This is a genomic window from Dendronalium phyllosphericum CENA369 (assembly GCF_016056275.1).
Classification (GTDB): domain Bacteria; phylum Cyanobacteriota; class Cyanobacteriia; order Cyanobacteriales; family Nostocaceae; genus Dendronalium; species Dendronalium phyllosphericum.
This window is the reverse complement of sequence record NZ_JAECZA010000021.1, coordinates 21,471-38,138: the sequence shown is the minus strand read 5'-3', so window position 1 is coordinate 38,138 and position 16,668 is coordinate 21,471. Positions and strand designations below refer to the sequence as shown.

Genomic DNA, 16,668 nt, shown 5'->3' with positions numbered 1-16,668 from the left:
GCTGAGTGCTGAGTAAAATACTCGTCCCCAGTCATCAGTTCCTTTTTCATGCTTAGTGATATACGAAGTTCATAGGACTGCCTTTTACTTAGATTATGAGTCACGAACAAATCAATCAACCAGGACTTGTCTTGACACCAGGGCCAGAAGGCTGGTGGGACTCCGAACGAGTTTCTTCGCCACATGTCTTGCATTGTCCTGATGGAACTTGGAAGATGTGGTACTACGGTCGGGATGCCTCCTTTGATAGACAAATTAATTTGCCTACTGGTCGCTGTGGTTTAGCAATCTCCACAGACGGCGTTCGTTGGCAACGCGTACAAGGCCCATTAACTATGGGTGCTGTTTTTGAGCCTCACCCCGATCCTAATCGGTTTGATTCAGCCCATGTTGGTGTGAGTAATGTACACTTCCACAATAATCTTTATTGGATGTGGTACTTCGGTGGAGATGGTAGGTTTGTTGATTTAGGAAAGTTTAAAGCTAAAGGGTTAAATATGCGCCCTGGTTGTGCCATTTCACGTGATGGTATGAATTGGGTACGGCTAGAAAGTATTTATCAAGGAGCTTTTCTAGATTTAGGTAAGGCGGGGGAGTTTGATGCTTTGTTCTGTGCGTGGCCCCAAGTACTACCTGATGATGATGGAACTTGGAAATTGTACTACCATACCTTAAACCCAGATAAAGGATTTTTGGTGGGTTTAGCTGTATCTACCGATGGTTTGCGTTGGGAAAAAGTCGGACAGATTTTGGGGCCAGGTGAGTCTGGAAGTTTTGACGAAAGGGGCATTGGTACGCGCAATGTTCTTAAAATAAATGGACAGTACGTAATGTTTTACGAAGGTGTCAACAATAGTGGTTATCACTCCATTGGTCTAGCCATTTCTGAGGACGGTATTCATTGGCAAAAAGATAAAGGCGAACAACCTGGAGGCCCCGTGTTTTCCCATGCCGAAAAGGGTTCTGGTCGCTGGGATGCACGAGCAATAGGTACACCTTGTGTAGTGCCAATGAACGATGGTAGTTTTCGTATGTACTATATAGGTGCTAACGAAGGTGGCTATGATGAGCTATCGTCACGACACCAAATTGGCTTGGCTGTAAGTGCTGGAGCTAATTTTCGCCAATGGCATCGCTGGGAGGAAAAGGAGTGATAATTCGTAATTCGTAATTCGTAATTTATACTTAAGAAAGTCTCATTTAGTCTAGTTTCCTGGGTTTGGATCTGGATTGTTATTTTTGGGAAATAGTATAAGTTACTGAAGTTTGCTTGCAGGGAAACTACGCCACTTCTTTGATTGAAATTTTAACAATATCAACAAAATAGAGCAAGCAACTAATAGTTTTGTTGCACGCTCAAAGTTGTCCGATTCTATTTCCTAAAGCTTGATAATACTTTTGAACGCGATTAAATTTGACGGAAATGTAGCGATGGTATCAGCTAACTAAGACTGCAATTCAAACAGAATTACTCTTCCTCTTCTTCTTCTTCTTCTTCTGCTCCAAACACTTCATCTATGAGTTCTTGCGCTCGTTCGTCTGAAATCTTTAAGGTTTCTTGAAGTTGTGAAACATAATCTTGTTCGCTTTCGGGTACTTCTTCGTCAATCCCTACAACTAAGATAGCTGTTATGTATGCAGCTTCTCGATAACCTCGATTTGGTAAAGATTCGATCGCTTGAGCGATTAATTCTTCTGGTTCTTCTTCTTCGATCAAACTGACTACTTTTTCTGTCAACTCATCAAAGTCGTCGTCCGAGTAATCTTCAAATAAGCCAACCTGACCGAGAAATTCGCTCAAAACATACTCTTCTGTTGAAGAAATACCTTCATCATCAGCAGCTGCGGAAAATAGTCCAATGATTGCGATCGCAACTTCTGGTTCTAGAGCTACTGAACTGTTGCTACGCTTTTTGATCGATGCGCTTTTAGACATAATTCTCCTACAAAAGTACTTTTATGATTTAAGAAGCTTTGTTCGTGATTTATCCAGCTTCTTATGGTTTAGGTTTCCCAAAAAAATGCGTAAAATCACAAATACTATTGTTTTTTGGGATAAATTTCTGACAAAAAAAAGCAGAGAATATACTCCTCTGCGTAGAAATTAAGATTTAGTTAACCGTAAAAATACTTACAACTTAGTGCCGCACTCCGAGCAAAAGTTATGTGCTGGAGGATTGCTTGCATCGCAGTTACTGCAATACACTGGTTCGACGGCAGCTTTTGGCGGCTGTTTGGGTAAGCCGACCATTTGAGCGTTGTTCTTGCCAGGAGCTACCATTGGATAGCAGTTTTCGTCTCTGGTGACTCGAACATCCACAATTACCGGGCCTTTGTGTGCCAGCATTTCGGCGATCGCATCTTTTAACTCAGCGCGATCGCGAATCACCATACCTTTGATTCCATAGGCTTTCGCCAACAACTCAATATCTGGCATTCCCACTTCCATATTCGAGCAAGAATACCGTTCGCCGTAGAAGGCTTGTTGCCACTGGCGTACCATTCCCTGCCAGCCATTATTCATAATTACAGTCTTGACATTAATGCCATACTGTGCAAGCGTGCCAAGTTCCTGCAAACACATTTGGAAACTAGCATCGCCGCTGATACAAATAACTTCTTCATCGGGGAAGGCAACTTTAGCGCCCATTGCCGCAGGTACGCCGAAACCCATTGTTCCCAAGCCAGCGCTAGAAATCCAGCGTCTGGGGCCGTTCTTGAGAAATTGTGCTGCCCACATTTGATGTTGACCGACATCGGTGGTGTAAAAAGCGTGGGGTGCTTGGCGACCGACTTCTACAATCACTTCTTGGGGTGAGATACTATCGCTATGCTGAGGCACTACCAAAGGATACTCTTCCCGCCAGCGGTTGACTAAATTTAACCACTCTTGGGTTTGGTTGGGTGTATTTTTGATGCCTAATTGCTTGCAGCGACGCAACAACTCAACCAACACAGTTTTGACATCGCCGACAATGGGCACTTCGGGAACGCGGTTTTTACCGACTTCGGCGGGGTCAATGTCGATGTGAATTACTTTCGCATGGGAGGCAAATTCGTCTAATTTCCCAGTGACTCGGTCATCAAATCTCGCACCGACACAAATCAGTAGGTCACAATCGGTAACGGCAAAGTTAGCGTAGGCAGTGCCATGCATCCCTAACATCCCCAATGCTAAGGGATGATGCTCGTCAAAAGCACCGATACCCATCAACGTTGTGGTGACAGGAATATTAAATAACTCCGCCAGTTCTTTAACTTGTTCGTGAGCGTTCGAGGCGATCGCCCCGCCACCCACATACAATAATGGACGACGACTTTCCCGAATCAACTGAATTGCGGCATTGACTTGGCGCGGATTTCCTTTCACCGTTGGACGATATCCACGTAATTTGACTGAACCTGGTTCTACAGGTGTATATTCAAATTCTTCTAATGCCACATCTTTGGGAACATCAATCAAAACTGGCCCCGGACGGCCAGTGCTAGCGATGTGAAAGGCTTCGGCAACAATCCGCGCCATATCAGCCGGATCGCGCACTACATAGGAATGCTTAACTATTGGTAGGGTAATTCCGTAAATATCGGTTTCTTGGAATGCGTCTGTACCGATTGATTTGCGATTTACCTGTCCTGTAACCACAATCATCGGGATTGAGTCCATGTAGGCTGTGGCGATACCTGTCACCAAATTAGTTGCCCCAGGGCCAGAAGTCCCAAAGCATACTCCCACCTTGCCACTAGCGCGGGCGTAGCCATCTGCGGCGTGGGCTGCACCTTGTTCGTGCCTCACCAAAATATGCTTGATTGCACCAGTTGCTTCCACCTTGTACAGGTCATCGTAAATTGGTAGGATTGCTCCACCTGGATAACCAAAAATATATTCAACGCCGTGGCGTAGGAGACTGTCTAAGAGAGCAAAGCCACCAGTTGCACGCTTGGGTGTGACAACTGGCGTAGTAGACTGGGTAAGCACTGCGTTGCTCTGGTTAAGAGGGTTGTCGCCAGTACCATTGTGATTCTCGGTTTGTGGGATACTTATCGGGGAAGGCAAACGCACGGTCACAGTCGAACCTCAGAGGATAGCTAAGTTAACGCTTAAATTCTGTAGTTAAGATTTCATTTTAATGGAAAAGCTCGAACAAATCTTTCATATAAAAATTAAGTTGTTAACTGTTGACTGTTGTCAGTTGTTATTCTCATCCCTAGTCATCCGTCATCAGCTAATTAAATTACATCTTGTAGAACTCTGCGAGTATTTTGCCAAGCCCAAACACCAACAGCAGCAACTATCAAGCTCATAGCTACAAGCACAATTCGCAAGCCAAACTCTTGATTTAACCAGCCTGTAATTGCCAGTGGTGCGGAAAGGGCTATGTTCACGGCATGATTTTGAAAGCCAAAGACCTTACCATGCATAATCGGTGGAGTCTGCTGTTGAACGAGAGTTTGCATTGGTACGCCAATTAAAGAACCACTCACACCGAGCAAAATACAAAATCCCAGTGCTAGTACTTGAGTTTTGGTAAAGGCAACTAAAACCAAAATTAACGCCATACCCAAAAAGCCGATCAAGGGTAAAGGTTTGCGATGTGTTTTGTCGCCCCAATGACCTAAAATACCAGCACCTATAACTATACCAATGCCGACTGCGGCAATAAAGCGTCCGGATTGCTTTCCTTCTAGAGCAAACTTTTCTGCTAAGGGAAGTGCAAGTACCATCAAAGCTGCAAAGACGCAGTATAAGACTGTAATTTGCAGCATCGCATTTAACACCAAACGGTTTTTTTTGAGATAGCGTAAGCCTTCTTTCAAGTCAGCCCATAGGTCGATGCGATCGCCTTTAACTTCACTCGCCAATTTTTGATCTCGAAAGTGAATCGGTAGCATACTTACTGCTGACAATAGGTATAGTAACGCCACGACTAACTCTCGACCATATTCTTTCGCTATACCAGTTTCCGCTAAACTCAGTAGCGGATCTCCTAATAAAAAACCGACAATCAAAGCACCCATCATTGTGCTAGTAAACAGAGCATTGGCTGCGATTAAATTCTCTCTTCGCACCAATAAAGGAATTGCAGCTTGTTCGGCTGGGGCAAAAAATTGCGTAACTGTGGAAACCCCAAAAGTGATTAAAAAAAGTGCGTAAAAATCCCTGGGTAAAAAAGCAAGTGCTATGGTCAGTAGCCCGCGTAAAACATCAGAGCCTACCATAATTAGCTTTTTCGGCAGGCGATCGACAAATACACCTCCTGCCGAACCAAATAAAACCGCTGGGATAGTAAACGCCACCATTAAAATGGGGTACATCGATTCCTGTGCTACCCCCGCAGGAGGAAGGTAGCTACTATTTTTGTCTACTACCAGGTCAACTAACATCAAAAAGAAAACCTTGTCTGCTAATTGGGAAATTAGTTGCCCAATCCACAAGAGTATGAAACTACGGTTTTTTAGCAGCGCGCCAAACCCATTATTTACAGCAGCAGGTTCAGTTGGAAACATTTAGATTCTTGGGAATAGTGACTAGGGTAGATGGGCTAGAGGGAAACGGGAAGCGAACGGGTAATACCAATTTTGGATTTCAGGTCTTTACTAAAAGGCTATTCGTGGAATCTCAAATAATACTAGCTATTCCAATTTTGGTATGAGCTAGGTGAAGAAAATCTCACCCTATCACTCATAACTTCGTTACCCCACCGTAAAATCCCCCCTCTTTCTCACTCCTGCTTACCTACTTTATTTTCCGGACTATTTTTCGTCATAACGTTTTATCAGTGAATATAAAAATTCTGCCGCACTCAGGCGAACTGGCGTTTGAGAAATATCGGTCGATGTCTCTACCCACCAGCCTTGAACTGTTTGGGGCGATCGCCACATGGTTAAATGATCGACTGATGGTTCTGCATAAAAATCGTCGCGCCTCCTACCTAAAACTGTAGAACTCCAATGAGTGAAATAATCATGGCTCAATAGATGAATGGGAAAATTACCCCATAAGGGCATCCCCCATCCATCTATAGCAATAAAAGCTTTCACATGACCTCCTAAAAGTTGCCATTGCCATGCTGCCACAATCGCCCCAACCACTCCAGCACTAAAGCTGATAAATATAACTGGCGACTCTAGTTTATCTTTGAGGCGATCGCGCAAAAACTGCAAAATATGAAGTGATGATAAAGCTAAAAAACCTTCAGCAGGAAAAACTAGTATATCTACTGTTTTGTTGCCGATTGAGCGATCGCTCAATAAACTCGAAAATCCTGATATGAATCTTTCAGTTAAAGCTGGCTCATGAATTCCAGGGCAAATAATTATACTCATTCATTTTTAGCGATCGCAATTTTTAAGCAAAACAGCTGTAATTAATGCAGCTAGCTTTATCAGCATTAATCACTAGAATTTTTCTCAACTACAGTTTGCTCAATCACTCAAACTTGCCATTAATGTCACTAACACTTAAGTACCAAACAAATAAACTACCCGATATAGCATACTAAATCAACTACTTTGTAATACTCAGTATGTAGTAATAACTCTAGTATGTCTTTTGATATATTGTTTGAGCTAATTATGGTTATCCTATCCCCCTGGATGGGATAATAGTTTACGAGGTAGGGAAAAACTTAAGCTGTTCCCGATCTCGTTTTGCTCTTTACTCTGGTTACATTGAGGATTTTATTGTGGTTGCCACGCCGGAAAAACTGCACGCCACTCACGAGCATCTATCAAGTCAAGACCGTGTAGCTGTATTGCTCATGGGTTATGGCGAAGTCGAAAGCTACGAAGATTTCGCTAACTATAACGAACAGGCTTTAAATCTACTGACAGCAAAATTCGCACCAGTACCAACTTGGATTTATCCCCCTTTAGCAAAGTTATTGGCGTTATTCGATCGCCATGAATGGGGACACACGCATCACGATTTTATTTCCCCGCACAACGCGATCTTTGAAAAGCAGCGTGCTGGGATCGAAAAAGAGTTGCAAGCTAAATGGGGCGATAGCGTGCAAGTTTTCAAAGCTTTCAACTTTTGCGCTCCCTTTCTACCCGAACAAGTCTTGGCAGAAATCCAAAGCCTGGGCTTTGAAAAACTTTTAATTTATCCACTACTGGTTGTTGATTCTATATTTACTAGTGGAATTGCGATCGAGCAAGTTAACAAAGCTCTCGCCCAAATGGGTGATGGTGAGGAACATTGGGTAAAAGCACAACGCTACATCCCTTCTTTTTACAACGAACCAGCCTACATCGATTTGATGGCGCACTTGGTTGAGGAAAAAATTACCGCCGACTTGGCAGCAGCTTACCTTCCTTCTCAAATCGGCATTGTGTTAATGAACCACGGTTGTCCTCACAAAGCCAAAGGATTTACCTCCGGGATTGTCGAGAGTCAAGCACTATACGACTTGGTACGCGATAAGTTAATTAATCGCTATCCTTTAATTTCCGTAGGTTGGCTGAATCACGACACACCTTTAATCGAATGGACGCTGCCCAATGCCGAGCAAGCTGCTAATAACCTGATTCAATTGGGTGCGAAAGTGGTACTGTTTATGCCAATTGGCTTTGCGACAGAAAACCACGAAACCCTATTGGACGTACACCACATCATCCATGCTTTGGAGAAGAAGCATTCTGATGTAGACTACGTGCAAATGGCTTGTGTCAACGACCATCCAGAATTTTTGGCGATGGCGGCCCAGTGGGCAAATGCTCATATTGCGGAGTTGAAGAACGAGCAAGCAGCAGCGGTTAATCCCCAACTAGCCGAACATCATCACCACCATCACCATTAAAACTGAAGTTTAGCGCCTGCAAAGATATTAATGTCAGGTCAAAAACCTGATGAGATAGTGAATCCAGAGTCAAGCTCTGGATTCATCGTATTTAGTAGTTTGAGCATTTTTGAAGATTTCAGTATTGAATAAAAAATTATTTGTTCCCGACATTTGTCCGATCAATGTTAAGAAATATTTCGTTAATAGCATCTGTAACTGGTAACGCGGATCGCAAAGTATAAAACGCGTTACATTCATTTACGATGTCTTCAGTAAAGCTTTGCCTATTTAACTCTATTTTATCACTCTAGAGAAAGAAAAATCAGATGCCATTTTTAATACAAGACAAAAAATGGGTTTGATTTTGATTTTCTAATACAATGCCCAAAATTGTGACTTTTTAACGAAAGCCACTTGTCTGAAGGATTCTAAATTATTTCGCACTAGTGATGATAGAACGCTAAACATATTGAAAAGGAAATTGCATGTGGATCGTCAAAATTGCTTTACGCCTTCCGTATACATTCGCGATCGCTGCTTTGATGATTGCGATCCTGGGTGCAGTCACGATATTTGGTACGCCAGTTGACATTTTTCCGGCAATTAATATTCCAGTTGTCAGCGTAGTTTGGACTTACACTGGCACGACATCTGAGGAAATGGCACAGCGAATCGTCACAATTAGCGAACGCGCCATGACCACAACAGTTGGTGACATCGAACACATTGAATCTCAATCTTTGAGTGGTGTTAGTGTCGTCAAGGTATTCTTCCAACCCAACGCTAATATAGCCTCAGCAGTCGCTCAAATCACCTCTGTCAGCCAAACAATTCTGCGCCCTTTGCCACCGGGGATCACGCCGCCATTCATCATTCAATACAACGCTTCGAGCGTGCCGATTATCCAGATGAGTGTCAGTAGCAAAACTTTACCGGAACAAGCGCTCAACGACTATGCTACTAACTTCGTCCGCACGCAGTTAGCAACAGTGCAAGGCGCGAGCGTACCTTTGCCTTATGGTGGTAAACCCCGGCAGATTATGGTTGATATCGATCCCCAAGCGATGTTAGCTAAAGGCGTTTCTGCCCAAGACGTAACTAACGCTGTCAGTGCCCAAAACCTAGTCTTACCTGCTGGCGGTATGAAAATAGGCAATCGTGACTTTGCCGTACAAATTAACAATAGTCCAGATGTAGTGGCAGCCCTCAACGACTTACCGATTAAGCAAGTTAACGGTAATGTGACTTACATTCGTGATGTTGCCCAAGTGCGAGATGGCTTTGCCGTGCAGACGAACGTTGTCCGTCAAAATGGCAGGCGATCGAGCTTACTTAGTATTCTGAAAAGTGGCAGTGCCTCAACTATTGATGTCATAGATCGCGTCAAAAAAGCTTTACCTCGCATCCAATCTACCTTACCCCCAGGACTGAATTTAGCGTTTTTGTTCGATCAATCTATATTTGTGAAAGCTTCTATTCAAGGCGTTCTCAAAGAAGGATTGATTGCGGCGTGTCTCACTGCCCTGATGATTCTGATTTTCCTGGGAAGTTGGCGCAGCACTGTCATTGTAGCCGTATCGATTCCCCTCTCGATGCTGGTTTCGATTATTGTAATGAGTCGTTTGGGACAAACTTTCAACATCATGACTTTGGGCGGTTTGTCTTTGGCTGTAGGTATTCTTGTGGATGATGCCACAGTAGAAATTGAAAATATCCACAGAAATCTCGCACAAGGCAAACCAATCAAGCGAGCAATCTTAGATGGAGCGCAGCAAATCGCAACTCCAGCACTTGTGGCAACATTATGTATTTGTATTGTCTTTGTGCCGGTCGTGTTTCTCAGTGGAGTAGCAAAGTATCTGTTTGTGCCGCTAGCAATGGCGGTAGTATTTGCCATGCTTGCTTCCTATTTGCTGTCTCGGACTGTAGTACCGACGATGGCAAATTATCTCCTACCACATGAAGCAGACTTACATAGAGAAAGCGAGGGGCATAATGGTCATAGCGATCGCCATCATCTAGATTCGCCAGTCACAAATAACAATGGTCATAGCCATTCGCCAGTGGAAATTCACGATCGCCGCGACCATTCGCCAATTCAAAACAATAATGGTCATAGCGATCGCCACCACACTTCAGAGCCTACACAAAACTCGCAACCTGTCAATAAAGATTGGATCTGGCGATTCCACGAAAAATTCAATCGACAATTTGAGAAGTTTCGTAGTTGGTACTACGATGTTCTGACCTCTGCATTGAATCATCGCCGCATAGTCTTTGTGCTGTTTGGCGCTTTTATAGTCAGTGCAGGAGTTTTGTTGCCATTCGTCGGTCAAGACTTTTTCCCTGAAGTCGATGGCGGTCAGTTTAGCCTCCATGTTCGAGCTTTACCCGGTACTCGCTTGGAAGAGACAGAAAGAATTGTCAGCCAAGTCGAAGGCGTTATCCGCGAGACTGTACCAAAAGAAAATCTCTCGATGATTTTGGATAACATCGGCTTACCCAACAGTGGTATTAACCTTACCTATGGCTACAACGGTGCGACAATTGGGCCGGCTGATGCTGATATACTTGTGTCGCTCAAAGAATCTGGTTCAACTTTTTCTTACATCAAGCAACTCCGCCAGAAATTAAAAACGACATTTCCTAGTTACACCTTCTTTTTTGAGCCGGCTGATATTGTGACTCAAATTCTGAATTTTGGTTTGCCTGCTGCCGTTGATGTGCAAATATCCGGGCCTGGGCAAAACTCAAAGGCCAACTTTAAAATTGCCCAACAAATCGAAGCACGGATGAAGCGCGTTCCTGGTGCTGTAGACGTACACATGCAGCAAGTTGTCGATGCTCCAAAGTTACGCCTTGATGTAGACCGCACAGAGGCTCAACAACTGGGTATGACCCAGCGTGATGTGGCTAATAGCGTCCTCACTTCTTTAAGTTCGAGCGGTCAAGCTGCAATCAACCAATGGCTCGATCCCAAAAAAGGCGTGAGTTACACTCTTGCCGTACAAGTTCCTCAGTACAAACTTGACTCTATTGACAGCCTCAAGAATATGCCTGTTGGTAACGGTCAAACCGCACCCCAACTTTTGGGTAATTTGGCTACTGTCAGACGCGACACGGGGATGCAAGTTGTCAATCACTACAACATTCAGCCGATTTTTGATATCTACGCTAATTCTTCTGGTCGTGACTTAGGGGGAGTTGCCCGCGATGTGAATGAAATCATTGCTGATTATCAGAAAAAATTGCCCCACGGTAGTCTGATTACTGTACGCGGGCAAGTGCAAACAATGAATTCTTCTTTCCTGGGACTTGGTTTAGGACTTGTGTTTGCAATTGTGCTGGTTTACTGCTTAATGGTGGTAAACTTCCAATCTTGGCTCGATCCCCTAATTATTATGATGGCCTTGCCAAGTGCTTTAGCTGGGATTGTTTGGATACTATTTGTCACCCGCACCACTCTCAGCGTTCCTTCGTTAATGGGTGCAATTATGAGTATCGGTGTAGCGACATCAAACAGTATTCTATTGATTACTTTTGCTAACGAGCAGCGTCAGGAAGGGCAAAATGCTTATCAAGCAGCCCAGGCAGCAGGTTACACGCGGTTGCGTCCTGTGTTGATGACTGCCTTAGCCATGCTTATCGGTATGATACCAATGTCTCTCGGTCTTGGTGAAGGTGGGGAGCAGAATGCCCCCTTGGGTCGCGCTGTAATTGGCGGCTTGTCGGCTGCAACAATTGCTACTCTCCTCTTCGTACCTGTTGTGTACAGCATATTACGGCGCAAACAACCTCGTCCGATTGAGGATGATGACGATTTAAACTTCTCAGACCCACACGATGCATACTCTTTGTCATCATCCGAAAGAAACCTTTCTTAATTACGAATTACAAATTACGAATTAGTATTACCTATGGATTCTCAGCATCCTCCATCTCCTGATTCCGAACAACAAACAACTTCTAGAAAAAGGCGGGGCATTGGTCGAATTGGTTGGGCTGTACTTGGTACTGTGTTTTTTGGTAGCTTATTGCTCATAGGTATTCTGCCTCGGTTAAGCCAAAGGTCAGAATTACAAGCAGCCGTTAAGGAAGCAAGCACCATACCCTCGGTGGACGTTATTACTCCCCGTCGCGCTGCTGCTACTACTAATTTGGAACTACCTGGCAGTGTTGTACCCCTGAACCAAACGACTATCTATGCTCGCAGTACTGGATATTTGCGGCGGTGGTATGCAGACATTGGCGATCGCGTCCGCGCTGGTCAGTTGTTAGCAGAGATCGATTCACCCGACACCGATCAGCAAGTTTTGCAAGCAAAGGCAGAGTTAGCACAAGCACAAGCCAACATACTTCAAAGTCGTGCTAGTTTAGCTAAAAGTGTTTCCGATCTCAAGCAAGCCCGCGCTAATTTATTGATAGCACGTCAAAGCTGGGAGCGCTGGCAGGTTCTTGTCAAGCAAGGTGCAGTGCCTCAACAAGATGCAGATACAAAATATGCTACATATCAGGCTAACCTTGCCAGCGTTGAAGCAGCACAAAATACCGTCAATTCTGACTCTGCCAATGTTAAAGCAGCACAAGCTAGCGCCTACGCAAGTCAAGCAAACTTCCAGCGTAATACCGTATTGCAGTCTTATAAAAAGGTCACTGCTCCCTTCAGTGGAATCATCACAGCACGTAATGTCAATACAGGTGTTCTGATTACAGCAGGTAGTGGCAATAGCAATACTAGCAGTAGCACTAGCAATACCAGCCTTTATACTATTGCTGCTTACGATACCCTAGACGTGAATGTGAACGTTCCCCAGAGTTCATCAGGTATACTTGAGACTGGTCAAACAGCACAAATTACAGTTAGAGAGTTACCACAACGAGTGTTTAGAGGAAAAGTAGTGCGTACTAGCAATGCTATAGATCCAAATACTCGCACTTTGCTGACACAATTAGAAATACAGAATTCTGATGGTGTGCTACGACCTGGAATGTATGCCAGTGTTAAATTTGCCATTAACCGTACTAATGCTCCCTTTGTCATCCCAGATAGTGCCTTAGTCGTTAACGCTGGCGGTACGCAAGTCGCAACTATAACCAAAGACCAAACAGTACATTATCAAAAAGTTGCGGTTGGGCGAGATTATGGTACTGAAGTTGAAATTACATCAGGTCTGACAGGAAATGAGTCGTTGATTGCTACTCCTACAGTTGATGAAACAGAGGGTTTACGCGTGCAGCCAATTGCACAAACAAAATGAAGAGTGCGAAAGTGCTGAGTACTTTTTTTCCTACTCAGCAACGCCAGTTGCTACAACGGAGGGAACCTCACGCCAGTTTGCTCAAGTCGGGAAACCCGCCCACGCAACTGGCTCCGCAACGCACTGGCTCCTTAGCACTCAGCACTCAGTATGGTAAAAGCGTAAGGGCAAAGGGAAAAGAGATTTTTTCCCTTTTTCTCTCATCTACACCATGCCTCTGAAAAAATTAACAACATTTCTTTTCTTTTTTCTTGCAATGTAACTATAAAATAATACGGTTCAGCGTAGAAAATTGGTCTTTCAGACGCGATGAATCGCGTCTCTACATGAGGATTTGGGGCTTAACTGAACTGTATTGAACTATAAAACCCTTTCCAGAAATGTCCTCCCCTAACATCTGCTTTTGCTAATTCACTTCTCGCAGTTTGCGGGTGTTATCAACTAAACTTTGAGCAAACTCATCGAACCTTTGGGAAAGTTTCTCATCCTTTAGCTTCCCTTCAGGACTAAAAGCATTCCAAGCTTGCCCGATCGCAATTTGTTCGGGAATTACCCAACCGTGTACCCACCGCATAATTAGCCGTAGGTCGTTGAGCGCATTACTATTGGATTGACCACCTAAAACGCTAATTAATCCTGTCACTTTATCAGACAGTTCATCAAAGCTCATCAAATCAAGGGCGTTTTTGATGACACCACTAACGCTCCCATGATATTCAGGTGTCGCTAAAATTAATCCATCGGCACGACTGACGGTATCTTGCAATCGCCGAACATCTGGATACTCTGGATACTCTTTTGCGCCAGTGCAAAACGGTAGTTGCAGTTGTCGCAAATCAAGAATTTCTACTTCTGCACCCAGGGCTTCTACCCGTTGCGCTGCTACTTGCAAAGCAATCTGGGTATAGGAATTAGTTCTTAAACTACCACCAATGCCAACAATTCTCACCATAATTCACCCATTAACTAGATAATTGGCTTTCATTACCAGAATTAATTATTAATATCCATACTCATTACGACTATGCTTATTGTAACGATTTATTGTCTTATAGTCAAACTACAATGCCAGTGAGAATTTTTTACTTATACCGAGTCATTAGTCATTCTCCCCTGCTCCATCATCTTTAGAGAATCTGGGGAATGGTTTTATGTAGAAGCTAGACTAGATAAGAAAACGATCGTGTCCAGTTATTGGGATTTTTGCCAGAAGAATAGGCATAAAAGTAGCGCTCAACTTATGCCAGCAGACAAAGGGTAATTATTATGAAAAATTTCGGGAAAAAGGCATTGATAAAACAGCAATCTCCAAAGCGTATAGCTTGGACTGGTGCGATAGCAGCCAGTTTGATTATGTTGCCAAGTATTTTTGGGGGAACTCCCGCCTTAGCGCAAGTTGGTGGAGCAGATTCCGGCTCGGATCGCAAAGTAGAGCGCAACTCCCTAACTTATGGCGAGCTGATCCAGAAAACTGAAAAAGGGGAAGTCAGAAAAGTAGAGTTAGACGAAACCGAACAGGTAGCAAAGGTGTATCTTAAGGGGCAAAAGTCAGATACTCCACCGATACAGGTAAGACTTTTAAATCAAAACACAGAGTTAATTAACAAACTAAAAGCAAAAAACGTTGAATTTGGGGAGATTTCCTCAGCCAACAGCAGAGCGGCTGTAGGATTATTAATCAATCTGATGTGGATTTTGCCTCTAGTGGCTTTAATGTTATTGTTCCTCCGTCGCTCTACTAACGCTTCTAGCCAAGCGATGAATTTTGGCAAATCCAGAGCGCGTTTCCAAATGGAGGCAAAAACAGGGGTGAAATTTGATGACGTAGCAGGTATCGAAGAAGCGAAAGAAGAACTGCAAGAAGTCGTCACGTTTTTGAAACAGCCAGAAAGATTCACTGCTGTAGGCGCACGCATTCCCAAAGGAGTATTGTTAATCGGGCCTCCGGGAACTGGTAAAACTTTATTAGCAAAAGCGATCGCTGGGGAAGCAGCCGTACCATTTTTTAGCATTTCCGGCTCCGAATTTGTGGAAATGTTCGTTGGTGTAGGTGCATCCCGCGTCCGCGATTTGTTTAAGAAAGCTAAAGACAATGCTCCTTGTCTAATATTTATCGATGAAATTGACGCGGTAGGACGGCAACGGGGTGCTGGTATCGGTGGAGGAAACGATGAAAGGGAGCAAACCCTGAACCAGTTGCTTACAGAAATGGACGGTTTTGAGGGTAATACAGGCATTATTATTATTGCTGCCACCAACCGCCCAGACGTACTAGATGCAGCCTTGTTGCGTCCGGGGCGCTTTGACAGACAAGTGATTGTGGATGCACCGGATTTGAAAGGGCGATTGGAAATTTTGAAAGTTCACGCCCGGAATAAAAAGATAGATTCCAGCGTATCATTAGATGCGATCGCTCGCCGCACGCCTGGATTTACTGGTGCTGATTTAGCCAACTTACTCAACGAAGCTGCCATTCTCACTGCTAGAAGACGCAAAGATGCTGTCACCATCTTAGAAATTGATGATGCTGTAGATCGAGTCGTAGCCGGGATGGAAGGTACAGCTTTGGTTGACAGCAAGAGCAAGCGCTTGATTGCTTACCACGAAGTCGGACACGCCTTAGTTGGTACTTTTCTTAAAGACCACGACCCAGTGCAAAAAGTTACCCTCATTCCACGCGGACAAGCACTAGGATTAACTTGGTTTACTCCCAACGAAGAACAAGGATTAATTTCTCGTTCCCAAATGAAATCAAGAATTACTGCGACTTTGGGCGGTCGCGCCGCTGAAGAAATTGTTTTTGGTAAGCCAGAAGTGACTACAGGTGCTGGTAACGACTTGCAACAAGTAACAAGTATGGCACGGCAAATGGTGACACGGTTCGGGATGTCTGAATTAGGGCCACTGTCTCTAGAAAATCAGGGTGGAGAAGTATTTTTGGGACGCGACTGGATGAGTAAATCAGAATACTCTGAAGAAATCGCCGCCAAAATTGATGCACAAGTGCGCGAAATTGTTAACAATTGCTACATCAAGGCAAAAGAACTGTTACAAGAAAACCGTACAGTATTTGAGCGTTTGGTGGATATGTTAACAGACCAAGAGACAATTGATGGTGAAGTATTCCGTAAAATTGTCGCCGAACATACTCAACTAAAAGATACGCAGGTAGCTGATGAAATATTGCCTGTATCTCATTAAAGGGTAATCATTAGTCAATAGTCTAAACTTGATAGACTATTGACTCTTAAAGTTTTTAAATATTTACTATATTTTCAACTTACGTGCAGTAATTTCAGTAATTGTTCACTGGTTTTAACACTTGAATTTTAAGCATTGTAGATACGTAACTATTTATTCTAAAAATAATTAACTTTGTTATTTTTACTTGCGAAGCATTTGATACGTGTTTTGCTGATACTTTTTGTGTCTTTAATTCCTTCGGCTACCGTCGTTGCTCAACCTAACAATCTCAATCTAAAAAACGCTTTGAATATCACAAAAGAAGAAATCCTTTCACTCTTTCAAAAAACTGGGTTATTCAACCACCTAACCAATGAGCAGCAACGTATACTGCACTCAGAAGGACTTTTTGTGCTAGAAGAACTCAAATAAATTAGAAATATGAA

The 16,668-nt window shown here is 43.6% G+C and carries 12 protein-coding genes; 7 read left to right on the top strand and 5 right to left on the bottom strand.

The features are described from left to right. Window positions 1–95 precede the first annotated feature (95 nt). Window positions 96–1,154: a glycoside hydrolase family protein gene (locus tag I8752_RS08005; RefSeq protein ID WP_214431783.1), complete on the top strand. Its 1,059-nt coding sequence runs from the start codon at window positions 96–98 to the stop codon at window positions 1,152–1,154. Window positions 1,155–1,468: 314 nt separating this feature from the next. Here the strand turns inward: I8752_RS08005 and I8752_RS08000 are convergent, their stop codons facing one another. The 4 genes from I8752_RS08000 to I8752_RS07985 all read right to left on the bottom strand — a co-directional run bounded on the left by I8752_RS08000 (window position 1,469) and on the right by I8752_RS07985 (window position 6,324). Further along, the gene (locus I8752_RS08000) at window positions 1,469–1,936 is read right to left on the bottom strand and encodes a tellurite resistance TerB family protein (RefSeq protein WP_214431782.1); all 468 of its coding nucleotides are present in this window, start codon (window positions 1,934–1,936) and stop codon (window positions 1,469–1,471) included. A gap of 195 nt (window positions 1,937–2,131) precedes the next feature. Continuing rightward, a complete protein-coding gene (gene ilvB, locus I8752_RS07995; protein WP_404827080.1) occupies window positions 2,132–4,066 on the bottom strand; it encodes a biosynthetic-type acetolactate synthase large subunit in 1,935 nt (644 codons plus the stop codon). A gap of 161 nt (window positions 4,067–4,227) precedes the next feature. Then, entirely contained in the window at window positions 4,228–5,505 is a 1,278-nt protein-coding gene (locus I8752_RS07990) for an MFS transporter (protein WP_214431781.1), read from the bottom strand. 246 nt (window positions 5,506–5,751) lie between these two features. Next, window positions 5,752–6,324: a hypothetical protein gene (locus tag I8752_RS07985; protein WP_214431780.1), complete on the bottom strand. Its 573-nt coding sequence runs from the start codon at window positions 6,322–6,324 to the stop codon at window positions 5,752–5,754. A 359-nt stretch (window positions 6,325–6,683) separates the two neighbouring features. Here I8752_RS07985 and I8752_RS07980 point away from each other — a divergent pair, with 359 nt between their 5' ends. The 4 genes from I8752_RS07980 to I8752_RS07965 all read left to right on the top strand — a co-directional run bounded on the left by I8752_RS07980 (window position 6,684) and on the right by I8752_RS07965 (window position 13,260). After that, window positions 6,684–7,799 (top strand): ferrochelatase, encoded by a 1,116-nt coding sequence (locus I8752_RS07980; RefSeq protein WP_214431779.1) that lies wholly within the window; start codon window positions 6,684–6,686, stop codon window positions 7,797–7,799. A 467-nt stretch (window positions 7,800–8,266) separates the two neighbouring features. Continuing rightward, entirely contained in the window at window positions 8,267–11,665 is a 3,399-nt protein-coding gene (locus I8752_RS07975; protein WP_214431778.1) for an efflux RND transporter permease subunit, read from the top strand. 33 nt (window positions 11,666–11,698) lie between these two features. After that, a complete protein-coding gene (locus I8752_RS07970; RefSeq protein WP_214431777.1) occupies window positions 11,699–13,039 on the top strand; it encodes an efflux RND transporter periplasmic adaptor subunit in 1,341 nt (446 codons plus the stop codon). Then, complete coding sequence (locus I8752_RS07965) at window positions 13,036–13,260, top strand: hypothetical protein (protein WP_214431776.1); 225 nt, start codon at window positions 13,036–13,038, stop codon at window positions 13,258–13,260. The genes I8752_RS07970 and I8752_RS07965 overlap by 4 nt, the downstream gene beginning before the upstream one ends. A gap of 185 nt (window positions 13,261–13,445) precedes the next feature. Here the strand turns inward: I8752_RS07965 and I8752_RS07960 are convergent, their stop codons facing one another. Next, entirely contained in the window at window positions 13,446–13,991 is a 546-nt protein-coding gene (locus I8752_RS07960; RefSeq protein ID WP_214431775.1) for an NADPH-dependent FMN reductase, read from the bottom strand. Window positions 13,992–14,305: 314 nt separating this feature from the next. Here I8752_RS07960 and ftsH point away from each other — a divergent pair, with 314 nt between their 5' ends. Beyond that, complete coding sequence (gene ftsH, locus I8752_RS07955; RefSeq protein ID WP_214431774.1) at window positions 14,306–16,240, top strand: ATP-dependent zinc metalloprotease FtsH; 1,935 nt, start codon at window positions 14,306–14,308, stop codon at window positions 16,238–16,240. A 225-nt stretch (window positions 16,241–16,465) separates the two neighbouring features. Further along, entirely contained in the window at window positions 16,466–16,654 is a 189-nt protein-coding gene (locus I8752_RS07950; protein WP_214431773.1) for a hypothetical protein, read from the top strand. The last annotated feature ends 14 nt before the right edge of the window (window positions 16,655–16,668 follow it).